General features: G+C 53.9%; 19 protein-coding genes. 6 read left to right on the plus strand and 13 right to left on the minus strand.

All coding sequences use genetic code 11. The annotated features are described in order from the left end of the window. Nucleotides 1–4 precede the first annotated feature (4 nt). Nucleotides 5–904 (minus strand): lysine exporter LysO family protein, encoded by a 900-nt coding sequence (locus HV237_RS08885; protein WP_016153656.1) that lies wholly within the window; start codon nt 902–904, stop codon nt 5–7. 142 nt (nt 905–1,046) lie between these two features. Further along, complete coding sequence (aqpZ, locus tag HV237_RS08890; protein ID WP_047359136.1) at nt 1,047–1,742, minus strand: aquaporin Z; 696 nt, start codon at nt 1,740–1,742, stop codon at nt 1,047–1,049. A 372-nt stretch (nt 1,743–2,114) separates the two neighbouring features. On the opposite strand from aqpZ, the gene HV237_RS08895 reads away from it, so the two are divergent. Beyond that, entirely contained in the window at nt 2,115–3,773 is a 1,659-nt protein-coding gene (locus HV237_RS08895; RefSeq protein WP_016153655.1) for an ATP-dependent endonuclease, read from the plus strand. On the opposite strand, the gene HV237_RS08900 is transcribed toward HV237_RS08895, so the two are convergent. Further along, nucleotides 3,770–4,717 carry a VirK/YbjX family protein gene (locus tag HV237_RS08900; protein WP_047359135.1) on the minus strand — a complete coding sequence of 316 codons (948 nt, stop codon included), beginning with the start codon at nt 4,715–4,717 and terminating at the stop codon, nt 3,770–3,772. The two genes, HV237_RS08895 and HV237_RS08900, sit on opposite strands and share 4 nt — an antisense overlap. Nucleotides 4,718–4,877: 160 nt before the next feature. Here HV237_RS08900 and macA point away from each other — a divergent pair, with 160 nt between their 5' ends. After that, complete coding sequence (gene macA / locus HV237_RS08905) at nt 4,878–5,993, plus strand: macrolide transporter subunit MacA (protein ID WP_016156938.1); 1,116 nt, start codon at nt 4,878–4,880, stop codon at nt 5,991–5,993. Further along, entirely contained in the window at nt 5,990–7,936 is a 1,947-nt protein-coding gene (gene macB / locus HV237_RS08910; RefSeq protein ID WP_016153652.1) for a macrolide ABC transporter ATP-binding protein/permease MacB, read from the plus strand. The genes macA and macB overlap by 4 nt, the downstream gene beginning before the upstream one ends. Nucleotides 7,937–8,010: 74 nt before the next feature. Here macB and cspD read toward each other — a convergent pair whose 3' ends face one another. Beyond that, entirely contained in the window at nt 8,011–8,235 is a 225-nt protein-coding gene (gene cspD / locus HV237_RS08915; RefSeq protein ID WP_003036813.1) for a cold shock-like protein CspD, read from the minus strand. Between the two features lie 323 nt (nt 8,236–8,558). On the opposite strand from cspD, the gene clpS reads away from it, so the two are divergent. Beyond that, on the plus strand, nt 8,559–8,879 hold the full coding sequence (gene clpS, locus HV237_RS08920) for an ATP-dependent Clp protease adapter ClpS (protein ID WP_003036810.1): 321 nt from the start codon (nt 8,559–8,561) through the stop codon (nt 8,877–8,879). 30 nt (nt 8,880–8,909) lie between these two features. After that, complete coding sequence (gene clpA / locus HV237_RS08925; RefSeq protein WP_016153651.1) at nt 8,910–11,186, plus strand: ATP-dependent Clp protease ATP-binding subunit ClpA; 2,277 nt, start codon at nt 8,910–8,912, stop codon at nt 11,184–11,186. A 269-nt stretch (nt 11,187–11,455) separates the two neighbouring features. On the opposite strand, the gene yegQ is transcribed toward clpA, so the two are convergent. The 8 genes from yegQ to HV237_RS08965 form a co-directional block, all read right to left on the minus strand. After that, nucleotides 11,456–12,817, minus strand: a complete 1,362-nt coding sequence (gene yegQ / locus HV237_RS08930) for a tRNA 5-hydroxyuridine modification protein YegQ (protein WP_006683890.1) — start codon at nt 12,815–12,817, stop codon at nt 11,456–11,458. A 159-nt stretch (nt 12,818–12,976) separates the two neighbouring features. Beyond that, nucleotides 12,977–13,309, minus strand: a complete 333-nt coding sequence (locus tag HV237_RS08935) for a YegP family protein (RefSeq protein WP_016153608.1) — start codon at nt 13,307–13,309, stop codon at nt 12,977–12,979. A 131-nt stretch (nt 13,310–13,440) separates the two neighbouring features. Then, on the minus strand, nt 13,441–14,163 hold the full coding sequence (baeR, locus tag HV237_RS08940) for a two-component system response regulator BaeR (protein WP_019077149.1): 723 nt from the start codon (nt 14,161–14,163) through the stop codon (nt 13,441–13,443). After that, nucleotides 14,160–15,563 carry a two-component system sensor histidine kinase BaeS gene (gene baeS, locus HV237_RS08945; protein ID WP_016153606.1) on the minus strand — a complete coding sequence of 468 codons (1,404 nt, stop codon included), beginning with the start codon at nt 15,561–15,563 and terminating at the stop codon, nt 14,160–14,162. Before baeS ends, baeR begins: the two co-directional genes overlap by 4 nt. Further along, the gene (locus HV237_RS08950) at nt 15,563–16,975 is read right to left on the minus strand and encodes an MFS transporter (protein WP_016153605.1); all 1,413 of its coding nucleotides are present in this window, start codon (nt 16,973–16,975) and stop codon (nt 15,563–15,565) included. Before HV237_RS08950 ends, baeS begins: the two co-directional genes overlap by 1 nt. After that, nucleotides 16,972–20,052, minus strand: coding sequence for a multidrug efflux RND transporter permease subunit MdtC (gene mdtC / locus HV237_RS08955; RefSeq protein WP_016153604.1), 3,081 nt, complete (start codon nt 20,050–20,052; stop codon nt 16,972–16,974). Before mdtC ends, HV237_RS08950 begins: the two co-directional genes overlap by 4 nt. Continuing rightward, nucleotides 20,053–23,175, minus strand: coding sequence for an MdtB/MuxB family multidrug efflux RND transporter permease subunit (locus HV237_RS08960; RefSeq protein WP_047359134.1), 3,123 nt, complete (start codon nt 23,173–23,175; stop codon nt 20,053–20,055). Continuing rightward, nucleotides 23,175–24,422 (minus strand): MdtA/MuxA family multidrug efflux RND transporter periplasmic adaptor subunit, encoded by a 1,248-nt coding sequence (locus HV237_RS08965; protein ID WP_047359133.1) that lies wholly within the window; start codon nt 24,420–24,422, stop codon nt 23,175–23,177. Before HV237_RS08965 ends, HV237_RS08960 begins: the two co-directional genes overlap by 1 nt. Before the next feature lie 279 nt (nt 24,423–24,701). Between HV237_RS08965 and HV237_RS08970 the strand changes: the two genes are divergently transcribed. Further along, complete coding sequence (locus tag HV237_RS08970; RefSeq protein ID WP_109017525.1) at nt 24,702–24,761, plus strand: type I toxin-antitoxin system Ibs family toxin; 60 nt, start codon at nt 24,702–24,704, stop codon at nt 24,759–24,761. Nucleotides 24,762–24,860: 99 nt separating this feature from the next. Here HV237_RS08970 and yegD read toward each other — a convergent pair whose 3' ends face one another. Then, on the minus strand, nt 24,861–26,213 hold the full coding sequence (gene yegD / locus HV237_RS08975) for a molecular chaperone (protein WP_047359132.1): 1,353 nt from the start codon (nt 26,211–26,213) through the stop codon (nt 24,861–24,863). Nucleotides 26,214–26,252: the final 39 nt, after the last annotated feature.

Genomic DNA, 26,252 nt, shown 5'->3' on the forward strand with positions numbered 1-26,252 from the left:
GACTTCAGGCGGAGAAAAACGCCATCAGCAAAGGCACTAACAGACTCAGAATAAAGCCGTGGACGATGGCTGCCGGAACCATCTCCAGACCGCCGCTGCGTTGGAGCACCGGTAAGGTGAAATCCATTGATGTCGCGCCACATAGCCCCAGCGCGGTTGAGCGGCTGCGGCCCACCATTCCAGGAATCAACATAATGGCAATCAGCTCGCGGGCCAGGTCATTAAAGAAGGCGGCGCTACCAATCACTGGCCCGAAGGATTCGGTTAACAGAATACCGGACAGGGAATACCAGCCAAAACCTGATGCCATCGCCAGCGCGGTTTTCAGCGGCAGGCCGAGGATCAACGCATTGATAACCCCCGCCAGCATCGAACTGGCGACGACGACCACCGCAACAATCATCCCCCGGCGATTCAGCACAATTTGCTTTAAGGTCATACCGCTGTTGCGCAGTTGAATCCCGACCAGGAACAGTAAAAAGATTAACGTATATTCGCTGGCTTCGGTGGCGTGCTGCAGAATAGGAAGACCGGTGAGGCCGAGCAGAAAACCCACGACGACGACGCCACAAAGCTGGAGCGATTCAAGTGCCATCGCAATTCGCGAGGGTAGCTTTTCTTGCTTGTGGTTATGTCGCCAGGGCAGTGAACGCTCCAGCCAGAACAGCGCCGCGATATTACACAGCAAAATGACCGTCACGCTGACCGCAGAATAATGAAGAATGGCTAACAGGTTGCTGGCGAGATTATCCAGAAACGCCAAGCTGATACCCATAAAAAAGAGAATAAGGTAGACGATCCAGCTCAACAGGCGATTGATGAGTTTTAATGCAGCCCTGTGCCGAAGCGGAATAAGGTAGCCCACAATAAGGGGAACCAGAATGATTAACAGCCCTGAAAACATGAAAACCAGATCCTTGCTGAGAGTAAGACGAAATGCGCCAGCACACACTACTCAATGCAAAGAAGGGAGTAAAGTTGCAAATAAAAGGAAATATAGCGGGGAAAAAAAGACCTGACTTGCGCCAGGCCTTTTTTGTTATCGATTAATCGCGTTTTTCCAGCAGAGTGCGGTAAATAAGACCGCCGAGGACCCCACCGATAATCGGCATAACCCAGAAGAACCACAATTGTTGCAATGCCCAGCCGCCCTGGAAGATGGCTACGGCGGTACTACGTGCCGGGTTAACGGAGGTGTTGGTAACCGGAATACTGATCAAGTGGATCAGGGTTAACGCCAGACCAATCGCAATAGGTGCAAAACCTGCCGGAGCATGTTTATCGGTCGCACCGTGGATCACTAATAAGAAACCAGCGGTCAAAATAATTTCAATTACGACGGCAGACAGCATTGAATAGCCGCCAGGTGAATGTTCACCAAAGCCGTTCGAGGCAAAACCACTGGCAGTTGCGTCAAAACCAGCTTTACCGCTGGCAATAAGATACAGTGTCGCTGCTGCAACAATACCGCCCACAACCTGAGCGATAACATAACCAATAACGTCTTTTGCCGGGAAGCGACCGCCCGCCCATAAACCGAAGGTCACCGCCGGGTTAAAGTGTCCGCCGGAAATATGACCTACGGCGAATGCCATGGTTAATACGGTCAAACCAAACGCCAGCGCGACACCGGCAAATCCAATACCCAACTCCGGGAATGCTGCGGCCAGAACTGCGCTACCGCACCCACCAAAGACGAGCCAAAACGTACCGAAGAATTCGGCTGCTAATTTCCTGAACATAACCACCTCAATTAAAAGTTCCGGGTTCGTGTTCCTTACCCGGTAATTCATCGCTAAAAGGGACGATGATGAAAGAGCCGGTATTTTAGAAAAAAACATCATCCCTTCGCCAGTTAAATTGATGAAAAAATTTGATTTAAGGCAATATGTTGTGATTCCTTTTTGAATATTGGATGAATGAAGCATAGTTCAATTAGCAAAACGGCGATGATTGAGTTCTGAAATAATATTCTGGAGAAAACATAAGAAGAATATTCTTATATTTTTTGATTTCTGCGACTAACCTCCTGATCATATCGGGTGTCCTGAGCGCCCGCTTGCCGTTATACTCCTGATAACTTGAAGGAAAAAGTTAGCATTTCCGGAGGCTATATGATTCTCGAACGCGTTGAGATTGTTGGATTTCGTGGTATTAACCGTCTGTCGTTGATGCTGGAGCAAAGCAACGTGCTGATTGGGGAGAACGCGTGGGGTAAGTCCAGTCTGCTGGATGCTTTAACCCTGTTGCTGTCGCCGGAAACTGATTTGTACCACTTTGACCGCGAAGATTTCTGGTTCCCGCCGGGTGATATACAAGGCCGGGAACATCATCTGCATATCATCCTGACGTTTCGTGAGTCTCAACCGGGTCGCCACCGCGTGCGCAGGTATCGTCCTCTGGAAGCCAGCTGGACGCTGTGTCAGGATGGCTATCACCGCATTTTCTATCGACTGGAAGGTGAATGTGCGGACGACGGTAGCGTTCTGACGTTACGCAGTTTTCTGGATGGCGAGGGCCATCAGCTTCCCCTCGACGACATTAACGATCAGGCGCGGCACCTCGTGCGTTTGATGCCAGTACTGCGCCTGCGCGACGCGCGTTTTATGCGACGGATCCGTAACGGTACGGTGCCGGATTCGGCGGATGTCGAAGTGACCGCGCGGCAACTGGATTTTCTGGCACGTGAACTGGCTACCCGACCGCAAAACCTGACAGATGGGCAGATACGTCAGGGGTTATCGGCCATGGTACAGCTATTGGAACACTATTTTTCTGAGCAAGGTTCCAGTCAGTCCCGCTATCGTCTGATGCGTCGACGTTCCAATAACGAACAACGTAGCTGGCGCTATCTGGATATTATCAACCGTATGATTGATAGACCGGGCGGACGCACGCACCGCGTGATCTTGTTGGGACTGTTTTCGACGCTGTTACAGGCCAAAGGTACGCTGAGGCTCGATAAAGACGCCCGGCCGTTACTGTTGGTAGAAGATCCTGAAACGCGTTTACATCCGATTATGCTGTCGGTTGCCTGGCACCTGCTGAATTTGCTTCCTCTGCAACGGGTGGCGACCACCAACTCAGGTGAGTTACTGTCCCTCACCCCCGTGGAACACGTTGTCCGCCTGGTGCGTGAGTCCTCCCGCGTCGCCGCTTGGCGGCTTGGGCCAGGTGGGATCAGCGCAGAAGATGGTCGGCGTATTGCCTTTCATATTCGTTTTAACCGTGCATCGTCGTTGTTTGCCCGCTGTTGGCTGCTGGTGGAAGGCGAAACGGAAACCTGGGTCATTAACGAACTGGCCCGCCAGTGTGGGCACCACTTTGATGCGGAAGGTATCAAAGTCATTGAATTTGCCCAGTCCGGCCTTAAGCCGCTGGTTAAGTTCGCCCGCCGGATGGGTATCGAGTGGCATGTGCTGGTTGATGGTGATGAAGCCGGGAAAAAGTATGCCGCTACGGTGCGGAGTTTGTTGAATAACGACAGAGAAGAAGAGCGCGATCATTTAACCATGCTTCCCGCGCTGGACATGGAACACTTTATGTATCGCCAGGGGTTCGCTGACGTTTTTCACAGGGTGGCGCAAATCCCCGAAAACGTGCCCATGAATATGCGCAAAATTATCTCGAAGGCGATTCACCGGTCGTCAAAACCAGATTTAGCCATTGAGGTGGCGATGGAAGCCGGGCGGCGCGGCGTTGACGCGGTGCCAACGCTACTGCGAAAAATGTTTTCCCGCGTGCTGTGGTTGGCACGCGGCAGAGCGGATTAGTTGCGAAACATCGACGACAGCTGCGAGTGGATGCTGTCCAGTAACTGGTAGCGACGGCGGTATTCCGCGCGTTTTTTGCTGGCAATGTCCGCTTCGCTTTTTCGCGCCATTGTGCGTGGGATATGGTAATAGCCGTGACTGTCGCACTCACCGCCAACCGACTCCCAAAATGCGTTGTAGTCGGAAAGTATCACCTTGTTTTTATCGTGGTAACGCGGGCTGCGAAAGATATGCTGTTCATTGCTGACCGCCATGACCTTTTCGATATTCAACTGTTCTGCTAAACGGCAAATGGCTTCCATAATTATACGTTTTGGGAAAATACCGTGGCAGGACTTCGTCGCTTTTTGTATTGCTTCATGTGGAAGTTGCGAATTGCCCTGTACGCCGCCAATGAATAATGTACTTTTCCCATTATATTCGCAGAACGTAAACGTCATTTTGGTCAGCACGTCCCCGTCGCCATTTTGCACCTGAATGGTACTTTCTCCCTCTTTATCCAGTACCGGGAACATCATCATGGTTACGGTAAATATATCGCCATCTTTGCCTTCAATTTGCGCCAGCTGTAAACCGTCATTGGTTAATAAGGCGTTAAACTCTGCGGGTAAGAATGCGTGGCGGATAACATGGTAATGAAAACGCACCGCGTCTAAACGCATTTTACGAGTGAAATTTGCCGCGAGGTAAGGACGGTGCATACGCACCGGCAGCCGGGGTTGGCGGGAGAGCAGGCTTTCAAGATCCGGCCATTGGGCGAGTTCACTCATCCATTCCTGAGTCAGACGGGGTATCAACAGTGAGCGCCAGATAAACTTACGACGAAAGCTCCGTTTATCCCAGCAATGTGCGGGTCGTATATGACCGCTGCTCAGGCCGTAAAAAAGGCCAAAGCTGGTAATGGGTTTAGTGGAAAGAAAAGTGCTTTCAGTTAGTTGACTCATAATTTAAATCCGATTGATACTCTGGTACTAATTTCAACACAGCGGATCTTAACCATTCATCAATAACTCTGTTATTCTTGCGTTTTTCAACGGCTATTTATTTAACGTTGATGTTTACCACTCCACTCTGGTGGACGTATTGGGGGAAATTGGGACATTTATGAAGCTCAAGGGAAAAATCAAAAAGCGCTATTTTCTCTTCGCCATCATCATTATTGTGGCGATAATTGCACTTTGGCGAACGCTTAATGCGCCTTTACCTCAGTATCAAACGTTAATTGTGCGTCCGGGCGATCTGCAGCAAAGCGTACTGGCAACCGGCAAACTGGATGCGTTGCGTAAAGTTGACGTCGGGGCGCAGGTAAGCGGGCAGTTAAAAACGCTGTCGGTAGCCATTGGCGACAAAGTAAAAAAAGATCAACTGCTTGGCGTTATCGATCCTGAACAGGCGCAAAACCAGATTAAAGAGGTTGAAGCGACGCTGATGGAATTACGCGCTCAGCGTTTACAGGCTGAAGCCGAGTGGAAACTGGCGCGGGTAACGCTTTCCCGTCAGCAACAGCTGGCGAAAACCCAGGCTGTCTCGCAGCAGGATCTCGACACGGCGGCTACTCAGATGGCGGTCAAACAGGCGCAAATCGGCACAATTGATGCGCAAATTAAGCGTAATCAGGCCTCTCTCGATACGGCAAAAACCAACCTTGATTACACCCGCATCGTCGCGCCAATGGCAGGCGAAGTCACGCAAATTACTACCCTTCAGGGGCAAACCGTTATTGCTGCCCAGCAGGCACCTAACATTCTGACATTGGCAGATATGAGCACCATGCTGGTGAAAGCGCAGGTTTCCGAGGCGGATGTGATTCACCTGCATCCCGGGCAAAAGGCCTGGTTTACCGTACTGGGCGATCCTCAGACGCGCTACGAAGGTAAGCTCAAAGATGTTCTTCCGACGCCAGAGAAAGTGAATGATGCGATTTTCTACTATGCTCGCTTCGAAGTTCCCAACCCGAAAGGGATCCTGCGTCTGGATATGACCGCTCAGGTCCATATCCAGCTCACGGATGTGAAAAATGTCCTGACGATCCCGCTGTCGGCGCTGGGCGATCCTATTGGCAACAATCGTTATAACGTCAGGCTGCTGCGTAACGGCGAAACCCGTGAACGCGAAGTGGTTATCGGCGCGCGTAATGACACCGATGTGGAAATCGTTAAAGGGCTGGAAGAGGGGGATGAAGTCATCACCGGTGAGGGCAACGCTGGAGCGCCAAAATGACGGCATTGCTTGAACTGAGCAATATCCGCCGCAGCTATCCGTCAGGCGAAGGTCAGGTCGAGGTATTGAAGGACGTATCCTTGAGCATTCAGGCCGGGGAAATGGTGGCGATTGTCGGGGCGTCTGGCTCGGGTAAATCGACGCTGATGAATATTCTCGGCTGTCTGGACAAACCCACCAGCGGTACGTATCGGGTTGCCGGGCGCGATGTCTCCACGCTGGATAGCGATGCGTTAGCCCAGCTGCGTCGCGAACATTTCGGTTTTATCTTCCAGCGTTATCATTTGTTGTCGCATTTAACCGCCGCGCAAAACGTTGAGGTGCCTGCAGTCTACGCTGGCACCGAACGTAAGCAGCGCCTGGCCCGTGCGCAAGAACTCCTGCAGCGACTGGGTCTGGGCGACAGAGTCGACTATCAGCCTTCCCAGCTTTCCGGTGGTCAGCAGCAGCGGGTCAGTATTGCGCGTGCGCTGATGAACGGGGGACAGGTTATCCTCGCCGACGAACCCACCGGCGCGCTGGACAGCCATTCAGGCGAAGAGGTGATGGCGATTTTGCATCAGTTGCGCGATCGCGGGCATACGGTGATTATCGTCACTCACGACAGCCAGGTCGCCGCACAGGCCGAACGCGTCATTGAAATTCGTGACGGCGAGATTGTGCGCAATCCGCCGTCGCACAAACCCTCTACCGGGCGCGATATCGCGGAGCCGACGGTGAAAACGGCGTCCGGCTGGGGGCAGTTTGTCAGCGGTTTTCGCGAAGCGCTCACTATGGCCTGGCTAGCAATGGCTGCGAATAAAATGCGAACGCTTCTGACCATGCTTGGGATCATCATCGGTATTGCTTCGGTGGTGTCGATTGTGGTGGTAGGCGATGCGGCTAAACAGCTGGTGCTGGCAGATATTCGCGCTATCGGCACCAATACCATCGATATCTATCCTGGCAAAGATTTCGGCGACGACGACCCACAATATCAACAGGCGCTGAAGTATGACGATTTAACGGCGTTACAGAAGCAGCCCTGGGTCAGTTCGGTGACGCCTGCGGTGTCGAAAAACCTGCGGCTACGCTATGGCAATATCGACGTGGCAGCCAGTGCTAATGGCGTTAGCGGCGACTATTTCAACGTCTATGGCATGACGTTTAGCGAAGGGACCACTTTTAACGCTGAACAACTGGCGGGTCGCGCTCAGGTGGTGGTGCTCGACAGCAATACCCGGCGTCAATTGTTCCCCAACAAAGCGAAAGTTGTCGGCGAAGTCGTGCTGGTGGGGAATATGCCTGCCACGGTGATTGGTGTTGCAGAAGAGAAACAGTCGATGTTTGGCAGTAGCAAGATCCTGCGGGTCTGGCTGCCTTACAGCACCATGTCCGGGCGAATTATGGGGCAGTCGTGGCTGAACTCGATCACCGTGCGGGTGAAAGACGGTTTTGATAGTGCCCAGGCTGAGCAGCAGCTCACTCGACTACTGACGTTACGCCACGGTAAGAAGGATTTCTTCACCTGGAATATGGACGGTGTCTTGAAAACCGCCGAAAAGACCACACGTACATTACAACTCTTCCTGACGCTGGTGGCCGTGATTTCGCTGGTGGTCGGTGGAATTGGTGTGATGAATATTATGCTGGTTTCGGTAACCGAACGAACGCGCGAGATTGGCATTCGTATGGCGGTTGGCGCCCGCGCCAGTGACGTACTGCAGCAGTTCTTAATCGAAGCGGTGCTGGTGTGTCTGGTTGGCGGCGCGTTGGGCATTAGCTTGTCGATGCTGATCGCCTTTACGCTTCAGCTATTCCTGCCTGGCTGGGAAATAGGTTTCTCACCCGTAGCCTTATTGACGGCGTTTCTGTGTTCGACTGCGACCGGGATTTTGTTTGGCTGGCTACCGGCGCGAAATGCGGCGCGGCTGGATCCGGTAGATGCTCTGGCGCGGGAATAATACTATCGAGATAAAAATGCCAGCCGCAAAGGCTGGCATTTTGACTGCGGGATGTACACAATGAAACAGAAGAGCTATGCGACAGCTTCTGCTTCAATGACAGGCACGATGACGCTGGCATGATTGCCTTTTGGCCCCTGGTGGACATCAAACTGGACAGACTGCCCGGCTTTTAGCGTTCTGTAACCATCCATCTGAATGGTGGAGTAATGGGCGAAAATATCTTCGCCGCCGCCTTCGGGGCAGATGAAACCAAACCCTTTGGCGTTGTTGAACCACTTAACAGTACCCGTTTCCATGCTTCGACATCCTTCGTAAATCTTATATAAGTAAGATGGAATGAACCGGTGGCGGAGTGGGGGCTGTTCAAAACCTCGCCAACTCTCGAAACTACAATTTAGAGAAATCAGGCGAGGCGTCAAGCGCCAGGCTGACGGAATAGGGTAAAAATGCATCAAAATTTGAAGCAGTTAACGCTATTGTCGGTTATGTGACAGATGTCGCGGATGGCACTAATAGATGATAGTTATCTAATACTTGAGGTAGATTGATTGTGCGCATAGGCTGCTTGTCAGCGGCAAGATTTTCTGCCGGAAACCGTAACTGAAGATGACGACTGACAATGGGTAAGACTAACGACTGGCTGGATTTCGATCTGCTGGCGGAAGATAAATTGCGCGACGCGCTAAAACCGCCATCTATGTATAAAGTGATATTAGTCAATGATGATTACACTCCGATGGAGTTTGTTATTGACGTGTTACAAAAATTCTTTTCTTATGATGTAGAACGTGCAACGCAACTGATGCTTGCCGTTCACTATCAAGGTAAAGCGATTTGCGGCGTATTCACTGCCGAAGTGGCTGAAACCAAAGTTGCGATGGTGAACAAGTATGCGAGGGAGAACGAGCATCCGTTGCTGTGTACGCTAGAAAAAGCCTAAATGCAGGCATAAATATTGGGGGAGGTGCCTATGCTCAATCAAGAACTGGAGCTCAGTTTAAACATGGCTTTCGCCAGAGCGCGCGAGCACCGACATGAGTTTATGACCGTCGAGCACTTGCTACTGGCATTGCTCAGTAACCCATCGGCCCGCGAAGCGCTGGAAGCGTGTTCTGTGGATCTGGTGGCGCTGCGTCAGGAACTCGAAGCCTTCATTGAACAAACCACACCCGTATTGCCTGCCAGTGAAGAAGAGCGCGACACGCAGCCCACGTTGAGTTTTCAGCGTGTGTTGCAACGCGCGGTCTTTCATGTTCAGTCCTCCGGGCGCAATGAAGTTACCGGTGCTAATGTGCTGGTCGCCATCTTCAGCGAGCAGGAATCTCAGGCGGCTTATCTGCTGCGTAAGCATGAAGTGAGTCGCCTTGATGTGGTGAATTTTATTTCTCATGGCACGCGCAAAGACGAACCAAGTCAGTCCTCTGACTCTGGTAATCAGCCGAATAACGAAGAGCAAGCTGGCGGGGAGGACCGTATGGAGAACTTCACGACTAACCTTAACCAGCTTGCCCGTGTGGGCGGAATTGATCCGCTCATTGGACGGGACAAAGAACTGGAACGCGCCATTCAGGTACTGTGCCGTCGTCGAAAAAATAACCCGCTGCTGGTGGGTGAGTCTGGCGTCGGGAAAACCGCTATTGCGGAAGGCCTCGCCTGGCGTATCGTCCAGGGCGACGTGCCGGAAGTGATGGCTGATTGTACCCTTTACTCTCTGGATATCGGCTCGCTGCTGGCGGGTACCAAATACCGTGGCGATTTTGAAAAACGCTTTAAGGCGCTGCTGAAACAACTGGAACAGGATACTAACAGCATTCTGTTTATCGATGAGATCCACACCATTATCGGCGCGGGTGCGGCATCGGGCGGCCAGGTAGATGCGGCTAACCTGATCAAACCGTTGCTCTCCAGCGGTAAAATCCGTGTGATAGGCTCCACAACCTATCAGGAATTCAGCAATATCTTTGAAAAGGACCGCGCGCTAGCACGCCGTTTCCAGAAAATCGATATCACTGAGCCGTCGGTTGAAGAGACCGTGCAGATCATCAACGGTCTGAAGCCGAAATACGAAGCGCACCATGACGTTCGCTACACCGCCAAAGCGGTGCGTGCAGCGGTCGAACTGGCGGTGAAATACATTAACGATCGTCATCTGCCGGACAAAGCGATTGACGTGATCGATGAGGCGGGCGCGCGGGCGCGTCTGATGCCGGTCAGCAAGCGCAAGAAAACCGTCAACGTGGCGGATATCGAGTCCGTCGTGGCCCGCATTGCGCGGATCCCGGAGAAGAGCGTTTCGCAGAGCGATCGCGATACGCTGAAAAACCTGGGCAACCGTCTGAAAATGCTGGTATTCGGACAGGATAAAGCCATTGAGGCGCTGACTGAAGCGATCAAAATGAGCCGTGCTGGTCTGGGACACGAGCATAAACCTGTCGGTTCGTTCCTGTTTGCCGGACCGACTGGTGTAGGTAAGACCGAAGTCACGGTGCAGTTGTCCAAAGCGCTGGGTATTGAGCTGCTGCGGTTTGATATGTCCGAGTATATGGAACGTCACACCGTCAGCCGCCTGATTGGTGCGCCTCCGGGATATGTCGGTTTCGACCAGGGCGGTTTGCTGACGGATGCTGTCATTAAGCATCCGCATGCGGTACTGCTGCTGGATGAAATCGAAAAAGCGCATCCGGACGTCTTTAACCTGCTGCTGCAGGTGATGGATAACGGTACGCTGACCGACAATAACGGGCGTAAAGCGGATTTCCGCAACGTGGTGCTGGTCATGACCACTAACGCCGGCGTGCGTGAAACCGAGCGTAAATCGATTGGGCTGATTCATCAGGACAACAGTACTGATGCGATGGGCGAAATCAAAAAAGTGTTTACGCCGGAATTCCGTAACCGTCTCGACAACATTATCTGGTTCGATCATCTCTCTACTGAGGTGATTCATCAGGTTGTTGATAAGTTTATCGTCGAACTTCAGGTTCAGTTGGATCAGAAAGGTGTCTCTCTGGAAGTGAGTCAGGAAGCCCGCGACTGGCTGGCTGAGAAGGGCTATGACCGCGCAATGGGCGCACGCCCGATGACGCGCGTTGTCCAGGATAACCTGAAAAAACCATTGGCTAACGAACTGCTGTTCGGTTCGCTTGTGGATGGCGGTCAGGTGACCGTTGCGCTGGATAAAGAGAAAAATGAGCTGACCTATGGTTTCCAGAGTGCGCAAAAGCACAAGCCAGAAGCAGCACATTAATATCTAATCACCTAATGAACCGGGCGTAATGCCCGGTTTTTTTTCGCCTGAAAGTCGTGATTTGAATAGGGGGGATTCGCAGAGTTTAAACGGCAGGCAAAAAATAAGCCTGCGTAAGGGAGATTACGCAGGCTAAGGAGGTGGTTCCTGGTACAGCTAGCATTTATGGGTTATGTTTTTCAGCGGATGGGATAATACCCTTAATGAACGAAGCGGTATGTGATCGATTTCTAAGAATCTTCCGAACGCTGAAAAATAACCGTAATTAACTACTTAGCATGTGGGTTGCGCGTGGACTCACCGGCAAAATTACGCATTAACAATGCATAATTCAGATCGATATCCTCCGGTACAGGCATCCACACGGTGTAACCATCGCCCGGCGCAACCGGCATCGCTTCGCCTTTCGCGTTTTCCATCTGTTCGAGGGTAAAGTTGATATTGCCCTGTGGGGTCATTAGCTCCAGGCTGTCGCCGACGGTGAATTTATTTTTCACCAGCACAGCCGCCAGTTCACCTTTACGTTCGCCAGTGAATTCGCCGACAAACTGCTGACGCTCGGAAACAGAGAAGCCGTATTCGTAGTTCTGATAGTCGTCATGCGTATGGCGGCGCAGGAACCCCTCGGTGTAACCGCGATGCGCCAGACCTTCCAGCGTTTCCAGCAGTTGCGGGTCGAACGGTTTACCGGCAGCGGCATCATCAATGGCCTTGCGATAAACCTGCGCGGTACGTGCACAGTAATAGTATGATTTAGTACGGCCTTCAATTTTCAGCGAATGCACGCCCATCTGAGTCAGGCGCTCAACGTGGGCAATGGCACGTAAATCCTTCGAGTTCATGATGTAAGTGCCGTGTTCGTCTTCAAACGCGGTCATGTACTCACCCGGACGCTGGGCTTCTTCGATCATAAAGACTTTGTCAGTCGGCGCGCCAATACCCAGCGTCGGCTCAACATTTTGTACCGGGATAGGCTCGTACTTATGCACGATATTGCCCACCACGTCTTCTTTGCCTTCCTGCACGTTGTATTCCCAGCGGCAGGCATTGGTACAGGTACCCTGATTTGGGTCACGCTTGTTGATGTAGCCAGAGAGCAGGCAGCGGCCGGAGTAAGCCATGCACAGCGCGCCGTGAACAAAGATCTCAATTTCCATATCCGGCACCTGGGTGCGGATTTCTTCAATTTCTTCCAACGACAGTTCGCGGGACAGGATCACACGGGTCAATCCCATCTGCTTCCAGAATTTCACCGTCGCCCAGTTTACGGCGTTAGCCTGTACTGAAAGGTGAATGTCCATGTCAGGGAAGTTTTCGCGCACCAGCATAATCAGACCGGGGTCGGACATGATCAGTGCATCCGGCCCCATTTCCACCACCGGTTTCAGGTCACGAATGAAGGTCTTCAGCTTGGCGTTATGCGGGGCAATATTAACCACCACATAGAATTTTTTACCCAGTTCATGGGCTTCATTAATGCCTAGCTGCAGGTTTTCGTGATTGAATTCGTTGTTGCGTACGCGCAGTGAGTAACGCGGTTGGCCCGCATATACAGCGTCTGCGCCATAGGCGAAAGCGTAACGCATGTTTTTCAGCGTTCCCGCCGGGGAAAGGAGTTCCGGTTTAAACATAATTTTCTCGTTCTGATGACAGGTCAGACTCGCCTCACTCAATGAGGCGGTTAGGGGAGTGCCCCCATATTAAGGGCGGGCATTGTAGCGCTGTGGGGAAGACAGGTAAAGAAAAACGCCGGGCGACAGCGTGGCGTTACCCGGCTGAGCGAGTCATTATCAGGTTTTATCTTTTATCGTCTGACTTACACCATTGGTCTTAACTGAAGCAATACCGGTCTCGCGCGACTGTTCATTCGCATACAGTTGACTGCTACCAATAATCTGGTGGTTTGCTGCTTTCAGATTGAAATGCAATTTGCCATTAGCTGCCGTTTTTTTCTCATAACGCTCGGCTAGAGGGCTGTTAGCCTGGACAGATGCGATCCCTTTTTCTGCCGCGCCTTTTGTCGTGTAAAGCTCACTGGTAAGGATAGTTTCCCCGTTTCCAGCCTTAAGAACAAAGCGGTACTGATCATCGCTACTCTTGCTTAATTCAAACCAACCAGCCATATGAACTCCTTGATTAAAGTTTTATATCAAACAGTTATTGACGACAGTGTTGCCACAAAGAGTATGAGCGATATTTGGAGAGTTGCTAGTCAACAGGACTCCACGAAGCCGCGGAGTCCTGACGGGAGTGTTTACGCAATCCGACAGGCGTCGGCTTCCCAGCGATACCCTACGCCATAGACCGCGCGGATAAATGACTGCTCCGCATCCAGCGATTCCAGCTTGCGTCGCAGGTTCTTAATATGGCTGTCGATGGTTCGGTCGGTAACGACTCGGTAATCGTCATAGAGATGATTGAGCAACTGTTCACGGGAGAACACTTTTCCCGGTTCATGCGACAGCGTTTTGAGTAAGCGAAATTCAGCAGGCGTTAAGTCGAGCATTTTCCCACGCCAGGACGCCTGAAAACGACCTTCATCGACGATCAACGGGCTGTCAGCATCCATCTGTTGCAGTTCGCGCTGCGGCTTGCAACGGCGCAGAATCGTCTTCACGCGAGCAACAACTTCACGCGGGCTGTAGGGTTTGCAAATATAATCATCCGCACCGATCTCCAGCCCCAGCAGGCGATCAATTTCTTCTATCTTGGCGGTTACCATCATGATGGGGACTTCAGAGAATCGGCGGATTTCCCGGCACAGAGTCAGGCCGTCGGTACCAGGCAGCATCAGGTCCAACAAGATCAGGTCGGGCGGCGTCTGACGCACGTAAGGAAGAACCAGATCGCCGTGGCTGATGAGCGTAGGAGCGTAGCTTGCCGCGCGCAGATAGTCGATAAGCAGTTGCCCCAGCTTGGGCTCGTCTTCCACGATCAGAATACGCGGCGTGTTTTCATCAATGGGTAGCTCAGTCATACATCTCTCTGTAAATCGCGTTCCAGCGGTAATGTTACTGTAATGCTCACCCCGCCAAAAGGCGAATGGGCGGCGCGGATCAGACCATTATGCGCCTGTACGATATTGACGCAAATTGCCAGCCCCAGCCCGGAACCACCGCTGGCACGGTTACGCGAGCCTTCGGTGCGATAAAATCGTTCAAACAGCTTCTGTAACTGGTCGTCACTTACGCCGGGAGCGGAATCAGCGAAGGTTAATAAAACCATACGCTCGCGTTGTTCGGCGCTGATGTGCAGCCCACCGCCGCTGTCGGTGTAGCGCAGACTGTTTTCCAGCAGATTGTTGAACAACTGCATCAGACGATCCCTGTCGCCAAATACCGTCATGCTGTCCGGGAGTGAAAGTTGTATCGTCAGTCCACGGCTGGCAAAGCGTTCACGAAATGCGCCACTTGCCACTTCCAACAGCGGGATGAGATCCAGCGATGTTTTCTGGTAGGCCAGCGCGCCTTCATCGGACATGGAGAGCTGATGCAGATCGTCCACCAGCTTGGTGAGCGTACCCACTTCAGCTTGCAAAGAGGCAACGGAGTCAGGGGTGAACTGGCGTACGCCATCCTGAATGGCCTCCAGTTCACCGCGCAACACCGCTAACGGCGTACGCAGTTCGTGAGAAATATCGGCCATAAAGTCACGACGCATCTGCTGGTTTTTTTCCAGCGTACTGGCAAGCTGGTTGAAGTCCTGCGCCAGCTTGCCCAGCTCATCCGTACTGGTCGGCGCAACGCGAGTGGTGAAATCGCCAGCCGCCAGTTTGTGCGTGCCTTCCACTAACCGCTTGACCGGGGCCAGCAGGCTGCGCGCCAGCGTAAACGTTGCCAGCGCAGCCAGGATCGTGGAAAGCGCGACGATGAGCCAACTGGAACGTCTTTGCTGCATGTCGAAATTGATATCCGTATTGCGCGTTAAGCGTTCCACGGGAGAGGCAATCACGGCACCGACTTCGCTACCGTTGACGCGGATCGGATGGCGCATACCGTCACGGGGGACCGGAGCACGCGGACCGACCAGCACGCGGGCATTTTGGTCGACAACCCAAAACTGCGTACGCCAGCCGTGCGGCGGCATGCCGGGGCCGGGTTTATCATCGTCGTTGTCGTGTTCAAAAGAGCGCAGGATCTGAAAAACAAACCGATCGTTATTGCGTAAGAATCGCCAGTTGCCGTGCTGTTCATACTGCTCGCTTAATGCGTCGCTGAGCATTTGCAGCCGCTGTTCGTTACCGTGCTTGATATAGTCAATAAAACCGCGTTCGAAGCTTATGCGTACGGCCCAGTGCATGCTGATCAGCAATACGATGCAGGTGGCGAAAATCGCCAGAAACAGTTTGCCGGTGATACCGGGCCGCCAGAACTTCATCAGGTGCTCCTTTTGCGCCGTGAAATCACCGCGTTGGTTTGCGTGTCGTTCGGCACGCGGGCAAAAATAATGGCAGGCAGCGCGATAATGAATGCGATGCACAGCCAGGTATACATAAAGACGGTATGCGTACTTCCGCTGTCGATGACGCTATGCTGCTGACCGAACATGCCTAGCAGCAGGCCCGCGATGGTCACCCCGATACTCATCGACAGCTGCATGATCATTGACAGCAGGCTGTTACCACTGCTGGCGAGATCGTCAGGCAGGTCTTTTAACGTCAGGGTGTTCATGGATGAAAAGCGCGTTGAGTTGACCATTCCCTGTAAGAACAGTACGAAGGGCAGGGCGTAATACCAGCCGAGCAGCGCGGTGGTCATCAGCAGCAGACTGACCAGCGACAGGCCAAGCGTTGTAGCGACCAGTACGCGACGGTAGCCAAAGCGATTAACGACCTGCACCACAATGCGCTTCATGCCCATACTGCCGAGCACCATCGGGATCATCATCAGCCCGGCATGAAAGGGCGAAAAACCGAGGCCTATTTGTAAAAACACCGGCGTCATAAACGGCAGCATACCGCTACCGATGCGTCCGGCAAAACTGCCGAAAAGACCCAGCGAGAAGGTCGGTGTGCGAAACAGATTCAGGCTGAACAGCGCGCGTGGATTACGATGGGCGTGTTTCAGATACAGCGCAATAGCCAGCACTCCGCAGATAACCAACGCTGCCAGCGAGATGCTGGAGATGCCGGTTCCTTTACTGCCATCAAGCGCCAGCGTCAGTACCGCCATACCGACTGCCAGCATCGCAAATCCTGAGAGATCGAAGCGTCGGGTTTGCATGGTGTAGTTGGGCATCAGCATTAACGTCGCTATCGCGCCGACAATACCAACCGGAATGTTAATCAAAAATATCCAGTGCCAGGAGGCGTACTCAACCAGAATACCGCCTAATGCCGGTCCCAGTAGCGGGCCAATCTGACCGGGCAATGTGACAAACGTCATCGCCGCCATATATTGCTCACGTGGGACGATTTTCATCACCGTTAGCCTGCCGACCGGCACCATCATCGCACCGCCAACGCCTTGTAAGACGCGCGCCATCACCAGCTCGTTGAGTGTGCTGGACCCGGCGCAAAACAGCGAGCCAAGCGTAAACAGGATGATGGCGGTGAAGAAGATATTACGCACGCCAACTTTGTCCGCCAGCCATCCGCTGGCGGGCAGCATCACGGCAACGGTTAAAACATATGACACAATGACCATATGCATGTGTAACGGGCTTTCCCCGAGGCTTGCCGCCATCGAGGGAAGCGCAGTATTCACGATGGTGGTATCCAGCGACTGCATAAAAAAGCCGAATGCCACAATCCAAAGTTGCCAGCGGGTGCTGTCGGGAAGTTCTGTCATAACTCTGCTACCGGTTTGCTGTTTTTACGCGAAAAACGCAGACGCAGACGGTCGAAAAAGAGATAGACCACGGGCGTGGTGTACAGCGTCAGGAGTTGACTCACGACCAGCCCGCCGACAATGGTTATCCCCAAAGGTTGACGTAGTTCGGAGCCATCCCCGGCGGATAACACCAGCGGCAGCGCGCCAAACAACGCTGCCAGCGTGGTCATCATGATTGGGCGAAAGCGCAGCAGGCAGGCCTGGAAAATGGCTTCTTCTGGCTGTAGCTTGCCGTTTCTCTGCGCTTCCAGCGCAAAATCGACCATCATGATGGCATTTTTCTTCACAATGCCAATTAATAGCATTATCCCTATCAGGGCGATTAGGCTGAACGGGGCATTGAACAGCTCCAGCGCCAGCAAAGCCCCGACGCCAGCTGAAGGTAGCGTGGAGAGAATGGTCAGGGGATGAACATAGCTTTCATACAGCATCCCCAGAACGATGTAGACCGTGGCAATGGCGGCGATAATCAGGATCACCTGTGAGTTCATGGTGTCCTGAAATACCTGTGCCGTGCCGGCAAAGCTACCGCGAACTGTGGAGGGGACGCCGAGCTGGGTCATGGTTCTGTTGATAGCCTCTGTCGCCTCAGACAGTGAAGAACCTGTTGGCAGGTTAAACGACACGGTTGAGGCAGCGGACAAGCCCTGATGGTTTACCGACAGCGGGGCATTCGCCGGTTGCCATTTGGCAAAGTACGATAGCGGGATTGCCTTACCGTCATTGTTGATGACGAACATTTTATCCAGCGCACTGATATCCTGGGTGTAACGTCGATCGACCTCCATCACCACTTTGTACTGGTTCATCGGTTGATAAATAGTTGAAATTTGCCGTTGTCCAAAAGCGTTGTTCAACAGGCTGTTAGCGGCTGCAACGTCGATCCCCAGACGAGACATGGTGTCGCGATCGTAGACCAGGTTCATTTCCGCGCCATTGTCCTGCTGATCTGAGTTGACATCCGCCAGTTGGGGCAGGGCGGCAAGCGCTTTACGGATCTTCGGTTCCCACTCGCGCAGCGCCGCCAGATCGTCGGAAAGCAATGTGTATTGATAGCTGGCATTGGCCTGGCGGCCGCCGACGCGAATATCCTGCACCGCCATCAGAAACAGATTCGCGCCAGGCTCTTTTGCAAGCGCGACGCGCAGGCGGTCGATCACCTGCTGAGCGGTTTCACCGCGCTCATCGCGTGGCTTGAGGGTGATAAACATCATCCCGCTGTTAACCCGGGAACCGCCGGTAAAACCGGTGACGTTATTCACCGCCGGGTCGTCGCGGATGATCTTCATAAAGTCCTGCAGTTTGCCGCGCATCGCCTGGAAAGAGATGCTCTGGTCGGCCTGAATCCCCCCCATCAACACGCCCGTATCCTGCTCCGGGAAGAAGGTTTTGGGGATGGAAATATAAAGCCAGATATTCAGCGCAATGGTGCCAAGTAACACCACGCCTACCAGTCGCGTATGGCGCAGCACCCATTTAAGCGAAGTGCCGTAACTCTGTTGCAGTGCCACCAGCACACGACCAAAACCTCGTTTACGAGACTGTTCACGCGGGGCGCTGGATTTGAGCATCCAGCCACACATCATTGGCGTTAATGTCAGCGACACCAGCAGCGAGATACCGATAGCAACTGACAGCGTGACGGCAAATTCGCGCAGCAAGCGCCCAGGCAATCCGCCCATTAACAGCAGCGGGAGGAACACCGCTACCAGCGACAGGCTCATTGAGAGCACCGTGAATCCCACTTCGCGCGTACCTTGTAGCGCCGCCTGCAGTGGCTTCATTCCCGCTTCCAGGTGGCGGGCAATATTTTCCAGCACCACGATCGCGTCATCAACGACAAATCCCGTGGCAATGGTCAACGCCATTAATGACAGGTTGTTCAGGCTGAACCCGCACAGATACATGGCGGCAAAGGTACCGATCAGCGAGACCGGAACCGCTACCGCAGGGATCAGGGTCGCGCGCCCGGAGCGCAGGAAAACAAAGACCACCAGAATAACCAGCGCAACGGAGATAATCAGCGTCTGTTCGACTTCCTCCAGCGAGGCGCGAATGGTCGGTGAACGGTCCTGGGCAATTTGCAGATCGATGGCGGCCGGGACCAGCGTTTGTAACTCCGGTAATTTGGCCCGAATGCTGTCTACCGTTTGAATAATATTGGCTTCTGGCAGCTTGCGGATCATCAGCAGGATAGCCGGTTTTGCGTTGGTCATCCCCGCGTTACGTACGTCCTGCACCGAGTCGCTCACAGACGCAACATCGCCCAGCCGCACCGCAGCGCCGTTATTGTAGTGGATGATAATCGGCTGGTACTCGGCGGCGGTTTTCAGCTCATCGTTGGTTTGTACCTGCCAGCGGTGGGTATCATTCTCGATAGCTCCCTGCGGCTTACGCACATTGGCGTTAGCAATCGCGCTACGCACGTCGTCCAGCGACACGCCCTGATTAAACAGCGCTTGCGGATTAAGCCCTACGCGCACGGCAGGCAGAGAGCTGCCCCCAACGTCGACGTCACCCACGCCGTCGATTTGCGCGATGGTCTGTGCTAATTGGGTTGATGCGAAATCGTACAGCTCGCCCTGCGAGTAAGTGTCCGACGTGAGCGTCAGGATCATGATTGGCGCATCGGAAGGGTTGGCTTTGCGGTACGTGGGACGGCTTGGCATACCGCTGGGTAGCAGGCTTTGCGCTGCGTTAATCGCGGCCTGAACATCCCGCGCCGCGCCATTGATGTCACGGTCGAATTTGAATTCAAGAATAATGCGCGTACTGCCAAGGGAACTGCTCGAGGTCATTTCGTTCACGCCCGCGATGCGCCCCAGTGAGCGCTCCAGCGGGGTGGCTACCGAAGACGCCATCGTTTCAGGGGAAGCGCCGGGTAATGATGCGCTGACCATGATCACCGGGAAATCCACCTGCGGCAGCGGAGCTACCGGCAGCAGACGAAAGCCCAGTATCCCGCATAGGGTGATGGCCACCGAAATGAGAATGGTCGCCACCGGACGATGAATGAAAAGCGCGAAAAATTTCATCTACGCTTCCTCTTCCTGACGCGGGAAGCGGCTTTTCACGTACAGCGACAGACGGTCAAACAGCAGATAAATCACCGGGGTGGTAAACAGGGTTAATACCTGGCTTACCAGCAGACCGCCGACCATACCAATTCCTAATGGACGACGTAATTCGGCCCCCACGCCGGTACTTAACATCAGCGGCAACGCGCCGAGCAGTGCCGCCAGCGTAGTCATCAGAATCGGGCGAAAACGCAGCAGACAGGCCTGGAAAATAGCGTCGCGTGGGGTCATGCCCTGTTCGCGCTCCGCGGCAAGGGCGAAGTCGATCATCATGATGGCGTTTTTCTTGACGATACCGATGAGCAAAATAATGCCGATAATCGCGATGACGTCCAGTTCACTGCCGGCAATCATTAACGCCAGGAGGGCGCCAACGCCCGCCGTGGGTAGCGTGGAGAGAATGGTAATCGGGTGAATAAAGCTCTCATACAGCACGCCGAGGACGATATACATCGCGACAACCGCAGCCACAATCAACCAGATGGTATTACCCAGTGCGGCCTGGAAAGCGAGCGTACTGCCCTGGAACTGGGTGGTAATATTTGCTGGCAGATTGAGCGTTTTTTCGGCATCCAGAATTGCCTGCACCGCATCGCCCAGCGAATGATCGTCCGGTACGTTGAACGAGATGGTGGTGACCGGGAACTGATCGAGGTGGTTAATCGACAGCGGAGCGAAACGCTGTTCAATGCTGGCGATTGCGCTGAGCGGAACCTCGCCGCCGTCGCTGCTGGTCAGACGGATAGTGTCCAGTGCAGCAAGCCCCGGCGTACTATTGGTGTCATGTTCCAACACGACGCGATACTGGTTGGCCTGGGTGTAGATGGTTGAAATCAGTCGCTGGCCGAAGGCGTTGTACAGGGCGTTATCGACATCCGCCATGCTGATGCCTAAACGGCTGGCGCTATCGCGATTGACGTTCACATACGCCACCAGCCCTTTGTCCTGCCAGTCGCTACTGACATCGGACAGTTGCGGTAGCTGGTGAAGTTTTTCTAACAGCTGTGGAACCCAGGTGCTGAGGGCGTCAAGGGACGTTGCTTGCAGCGTAAACTGATATTGCGTCCGGCTGACCTGGGTATCAATCGTCAGGTCCTGGGTGGGCTGAAGATAGAGATCAACGCCGGGTACTCTGTCAACCGCGTCCTGTAGGCGTGCGATCACTTTCTGCACGCGATCGTCGCGATCGTCCAGCGGCTTAAGGTTGATTTGCAGACGCGCGCTGTTCAATGCCGGATTAGTACCATCCACGCCGACAAAAGCTGTCAGGCTCTCGACCGCCGGATCTTGAAGGATGACATCGGAAACCTGGCGCTGGCGCTGGGCCATGCTGGCAAATGAACTGGACTGCGGCGCCTGCAGCGTACCCTGGATGATGCCGTTGTCCTGGATTGGGAAGAACCCTTTGGGGATAAAGACCCATAACATAACGCTCAGTGCCAGCGTGCCGAACGCCACGCCCAGCGTGAGCCACGGATGGTTCAGCACTTTTGCCAGCCAGTGACCGTACCCGGCAATGACGCGATCGAACATACGCTCCGAGGCGCGGGAGAAGCGGTTTTGCTTACGCAACGAGGCCTGATTAAGCATGCGCGCGCACATCATCGGCGTGAGGGTGAGCGAGACGACGGCGGAAATCAGAATTGCCACGGCCAGCGTAACGGCAAACTCGCGGAATAATCGGCCAACGATATCACCCATAAACAACAGCGGGATCAGCACGGCAATTAGCGAAAATGTCAGAGAGATGATGGTAAAACCAATCTCACCAGCCCCCTTCAGGGCGGCAGTCAGCGGTTTTTCGCCTTTTTCGATATAGCGAGAAATATTCTCGATAACCACGATAGCGTCATCCACTACGAATCCTGTCGCGATGGTTAGCGCCATTAGGGTCAGGTTATTGATGGAGAAATCAAGAAATACCATCACCGCGAAGGTGCCGATGAGCGACAATGGAACGGCGACCGCAGGAATAATCGTCGCCGGAATATTGCGCAGGAACAGGTAGATGATCATCACCACCAGCGCAATCGCCAGCATTAGCTCAAACTGGGTGTCTGCAACGGACGCACGAATATTGGTCGTACGATCCGAAAGCACGCTGACCTTAACTGATTTGGGCAGGCTTTCGGTGAGCTGCGGTAGCATTTGACGGATACTGTCTGCCGTGGAGATGATGTTCGCCCCAGGCTGGCGCTGAACATTCATTACAATGGCTTGTTGCTTATTGGCCCATGCGCCCAGCCAGCTATTTTCTGCCCCTTGTTCGACGGTGGCGACATCGCCCAGACGAACCGGCGCACCGTTTTTATAGGCCACGATGAGCTGGCGATATTCGTCTGCGGACTGCATCTGGTCGTTGGCGGAAAGGGTGACAGCACGCGTTGGGCCATCAAGACTCCCTTTTGCCGAATTGACGTTAGCCCCGGTAATGGCTGTACGGATGGTTTCGCTGGTCAGACCGAGTGCGGCAATAGCCTGTGCGTTAAGCTTCACGCGGACCGCCGGTCGTTGCCCGCCGGAAAGTGTTACCAGACCGACACCGGAAACCTGAGAGATTTTCTGCGCGACGCGGGTTTCGACCATATCTTCCACCTGCGTCATCGGCATGGCGCTGGACGTGACCGCCAGCGTCATGATCGGTGGATCTGCCGGGTTTACCTTGCTGTAGACTGGCGGATTGGGCAGATCGCCCGGTAATAAATTGGTGGCGGCGTTAATCGCAGCCTGAACTTCCTGCTCGGCAACATCCAACGGCAGCGTCAGTTGAAACTGCAACGTGACGACCGATGCGCCGCCGGAACTTTGCGAGGACATCTGTTTTAAGCCGGACATCTGTCCGAACTGACGCTCAAGTGGTGCGGTTACCGCCGAGGTCATGACGTCCGGGCTGGCGCCCGGGTACAGCGTAACGACCTGAATCGTGGGGTAATCGACTTCCGGTAAGGCGGCGATCGGCAGGAAACGATAACCGATAATACCGGCAAGCAAAATCGCGACCATCAGCAGCGTGGTGGCGACAGGTCGCAGAATAAACAGGCGTGATGGCCCGCCTGTGTTGTGCGGAGGTAACACCTGCATCAGGAGTTAGCTCCTTTTTTGCCGTATCCGCGGGGCGCAGTTTTCTCATCCTGAGCAGAGGCGTCATGCGCCTCTACGACTTCTACTTTTGCGCCTTCCGTCAGGCGGTCAATACCGTCGGTTACGACCCGATCGCCTGCGGACAACCCGGCGGCGATCACTACTTTTTGGCTATCCTGAATACCTGGTTTAACCAGATGTTTGCTCACTTTATTCTCGCTGTTCAGCACCCAGACAAAATGGCCCTCATTGCCCATCTGCAGGGCGGCCGTTGGGATCACCACGGCATTTTGTTCCGTGTCGACCAGCATGCGGGCGTTAACGAACTGGTTAGGGAATAAAGCATCATCCTGATTGTTAAAACGGGCTTTAACTTTGATGGTTCCGGTCGTGGCATCAATCTGATTGTCGAGACTGAGCAGGACGCCTTCGCTCAGTTTTTGCGAATTGGTTCGGTCCCAGGCTTCGACCTTTAACGGAGACCCCGATTTTTGCGCCCGCAACACGGTGGCAATGTCGTTTTCAGGCAAGGTGAATATCAGGTCGATAGGATGGGTTTGCGTAATGACGACGATTCCGGTGGTATCGCCGCTGGAAATTTGGTTACCGACGTCGACCTGCTTCAGACCGACACGCCCCTCTACAGGCGCGGTTATCCGGCTCCAGTCAAGCTGCAATTGGGCGCTGGCGACGCTGGCTTCATCGGCTTTGATTGTCCCTAACGTTTCATTTACCAGCGCCTGCTGGGCATCCAGCTCCTGGCGGGAGAGCAGATTAGTTTTCACCAACTGTTGATAGCGGGCAAGGTCGCGACGGGCATTTGCCAGCGTGGCTTTATCTTTTGCCAGTTGGCCCTGCGCCTGAGCCAGAGCAACTTTGAACTGGCTGGGATCTATCTCTGCCAGCAGGTCGCCGGCTTTTACCTGCTGTCCTTCCTCGAAGTGTAAGGCAATGAGCTGACCATCCACCCGGCTACGTACCGTGGCGGTATTTGCGGCAGTAATGGTACCCAGTCCTGTCAGGTAACGCGGAACGGCTTCCATGGCGGCGGTGGCAGCCTGAACGGGAGCCAACGGCCCGGAGCGCATTCCACGCCGTCCCGAACCTGGGGTGTGCTGCGCTGGTTTGGTCGCGCCCGGTGCGTTTTCCTGGGCGTCGTTACGGCTTTGCCAGAACCAGATGGCGGCGACAGTGGCCACAACGATCGCGATTGCTATCACCCAGCGGGATTTTTTACTGCCTTTCATTGTTATAAGTTTCTCATCCTGAAACGATTCGCGGAATGATACTAGTTTAGCCAGCGAACAAGGGAGAAAAATGGAGGAATTATGAAACACTGTCGGGATTCGTCTGAATGCTGATGCGGCTTTGCGAAGCGTTACGCAACAATCGGTGGTGAAGATAGCGAATACGTGATTGTGCGTTAGAGTGCTGACAAGGCAAAAAGGAGGAAAGCCAGAGATTTCAGCGGGACGCTGGAACGGAAAAGCCCCTCCCGAGGAAGGGGCCAAAATAGGGAAAGGGTTATGATGAAGCAGGTCATCATCCTGGTGATACTCTTAGTGATTAGCTTACCGGCTTACTAAGACACCAGGAGGAGGGGAAGCCCTCCCTAACCCTCACTCCTGAAATTAAGCCACAGCAATGGTGATGTCAATACACGTACTTTTCAGCATGCGAGCCGCTTAGCGGAAAACAACGTCAGCCCAGCGGGCCAGTCCGGCAGTAACGGAACCGAAATCATCGCCCCCCGCGATCGGAATCCCGGGAAGTTGCTGGGTGAGGGCTTTTTTAATCAGCGGCGAACGCGCGCTACCGCCGGTCAGGTAAATCACGTCCGGTTTTTCCTGCGCGTTTTCCAGCGCCAGTTGAACCTGCTCCAGAATGCGCGCCAGGGGCTGATTGAGCGCAGCTTCCAGCCCGTGTTGACTGATATCGGTTGCCAGCGTGTCGCTGATAAACGGTATCGCCGCCGTCACAATGGTCTGATCGGAAAGCGCGATTTTGCTCTCTTCTGCGCTGCGCACCAGGCGATAGCTCAGACGCTCGCGCCAGACTTTAAGCAGTAGGGCGACTTTATCGGCTTCTTTCGCGTCACGGACAAGATCGTTGAGCAAGCGACCGTTGGCGCTACTGTAGAAGTCACTTTGCGCGGGAACATCGTTGATCGCGACCGCGTTCCACCAGGGCAGAATAGGTAAGGCAATCCCTTTTTCCGTTTCTCCCCCCATACCGAGCAGCGGCATCAGATGTTTAAACGCCAGCGCAATATCCAGATCGTTCCCGCCAACGCGGCAGCCGCTGTGCCCCAGCAGGCTGTTTTCGCGATCGGCGCGCTGATGCCATTGCGGCCCCATCAGCAGCAGTGAACAGTCGGTTGTACCCCCGCCAATATCCACTACCAGCACGCGTTTTTCTTCCTGCAGCGTGGCTTCGTAATCCAGACCAGCCGCTACCGGCTCGTACTGGAAGACGACATCCTGAAAACCGGCGCGTTTAGCCGCACGTTCAAGAATACCCTGCGCCTGGGCGTTGGCGTCATCGCCCCCTAACCCCTGGAAGTTGATGGGACGACCAATAACGGCCTGGGTGATGGCTTCCGGCAACTGATTTTGTGCCTGGTTGCGTATGTGCAGCATCATCGCGCAGACCAGATCTTCAAACAGCGCAACCTGCTGCGGCTTCAGACCGCTGGCACCCAAAAATGATTTTGGCGATTTAACGAAATACACCTCTTCCGGGTCTTCAATATATTGACCCAGCGATGCCAGACCGAACTGCACGCTGTTGGCGTTAACGTCGATGTCTTCTTCGCGGTTATAGCGCATCGCGCGGCGAAGAAGCGCCTGCGTTTCGTCGTCCGTGGTTGGGATGTCGTGATGGCGATACAGCCACTCGCTGACCGCTTCGCGCGTTGGCGCGCACAGCATTGAAGGCAGAAGCGTGCTGTTATTTTCCATTTTGAGCAGGTGAGGCTGCCCGTCACGCATAACGGCCACTGAACAGTTTGCCGTACCGTAGTCAAAACCAATAAACACCGTAAAAATCCCCATGCCAGTGAAGAAGGGGCGTGACTT

Source organism: Citrobacter sp. RHBSTW-00570 (assembly GCF_013739755.1).
In the GTDB taxonomy this organism is placed as follows: Bacteria; Pseudomonadota; Gammaproteobacteria; order Enterobacterales; family Enterobacteriaceae; genus Citrobacter; species Citrobacter braakii.